1 protein-coding gene and 1 pseudogene are annotated in these 1,396 nt (G+C 63.2%); both read right to left on the bottom strand.

Annotation, left to right across the window (positions count from 1 at the left end; all coding sequences use genetic code 11):
• A pseudogene (locus tag A2I95_RS38030) lies at positions 1 to 283 on the bottom strand (sulfoacetaldehyde dehydrogenase); the annotation flags it as partial.
• Positions 284 to 351: 68 nt separating this feature from the next.
• Complete coding sequence (locus A2I95_RS38025) at positions 352 to 1,311, bottom strand: tripartite tricarboxylate transporter substrate binding protein (RefSeq protein WP_291737597.1); 960 nt, start codon at positions 1,309 to 1,311, stop codon at positions 352 to 354.
• Positions 1,312 to 1,396 lie beyond the last annotated feature (85 nt).

Genomic DNA, 1,396 nt, shown 5'->3' with positions numbered 1-1,396 from the left:
CCTGGGTCTGAACGCCTGCAATGTCGCGCAGCAGTCCCAGCGTCTTGCGGTGGTTCTTGGTGATCTTGTCAGGCACGTTGCCCAGGCCGGTGGATTCAACGGCAAGCTTGGCCAGGGACCGGTTGCGGGCGGGTTCCATGATGGCCCAGCCTGCCGCCAAGGCTGCCTTGTCATACAGCGCCTGGCTGCCGCGGGCCTCGAATGCCTTTTGTGCGGTGCGTGCGCGCGCCACGATCTGTTCCACCTCGGCGATGCCAGAGGCGAGTGCGTCCTGAGCGGTCATGTCTTTCCTCGATTGATTGTCCGGGGCAGGGGCGCTGCCCCGGAGGGTTTCGGCCAGGGGGCGCGGGATCAGAGCCCGGCCAGAAGTTCCTTAAGCGTCTGTTCGCGGGCGGCCCACATCGCCTTGACCTCGTCACGGGTCATGATGTGCATGGGCGAGCCGCCGGCCTGCATTTTCTTGGCCACACGGGGGTTTGCGAACATCTCGGGCACGGTGGCAGCGAGCTGGTCGATCACCTCTTGCGGGGTGCCTTTGGGCACCATCACACCGCGGAAATTGACCGAGGAATTGTCGACGTCCAGTCCCTGCTCCTGCATGGTGGGCACGTCAGGCAGAAACTCCGAGCGCTGCAGGTCCGCCACGCCAAGGATCCTGACGTTGCCCGCCTCCTGCGCACGGAAGGCGTCAGACAGGTTGTTGACCCCGCCCATGACTTCACCGGCGATAACGGCCTTCATCGCCGCGGCACCGCCGCCCTTGGTCGGGATATAGGCCATCTTTACGCCAGCGGCCTTTTCGATCTGCAGCGCGGCAATATGGTGGCCAACAAACAGCCCGGCGCCGGAGAAGGTCAGCTTGCCCGGGTTTTCCGTGGCATGGGCAACCACATCCGCCATTGAGGTGAAGGGGCTGTCCGCGGCGACAACAAACACAGCCGGGTCGGCGCCCCAGTTGGCGATAGGTTCAAAGCTGTCAGAGGAATACTGCACGCCGCCCTTGATCGACTGGGCGATGAAGTGGGGCACGTTGTAGGCCGCGAGCGTGTAGCCATCCGGATCCGCTTGCGTCGCAAACCAGTTCCAGCCGACACGGCCGCCGGCACCCGGCTTGTTGATGATGGCGATGGGCATGCCCAAAGCGTCTTCGTTGCCCGCGGTCATGGTCACGATCCGGGCCTGGAAATCAGTGGCACCGCCCGCGCCGTAAGAGACCATCATCATGATCGGGCGTTCCGGGTAATCCTCGGCCAAGGCGGCTCCGCCCAGGCCCATCAGCGCCATGGCAGCGCCTGTAATCAGTTTCTTCATTTTCTTCTCCTCCCTAATGATTTCGCTTATGTTTCCGGGCCGCGTTCAAACGGTCAGAACAGAATTTCACGTGGCGTGTAGACGC

This window comes from Leisingera sp. F5 (genome assembly GCF_001593695.1).
The sequence above is the reverse complement of the archived record's forward strand: the minus strand, read 5'-3'. Positions and strand labels throughout refer to the sequence as shown.

Excerpts from the sequence above, each read along its gene's own strand:
- A2I95_RS38025 (WP_291737597.1), bottom strand. The coding sequence starts at position 1,311 with ATGAAGAAACTGATTACAGGCGCTGCCATGGCGCTGATGGGCCTGGGC.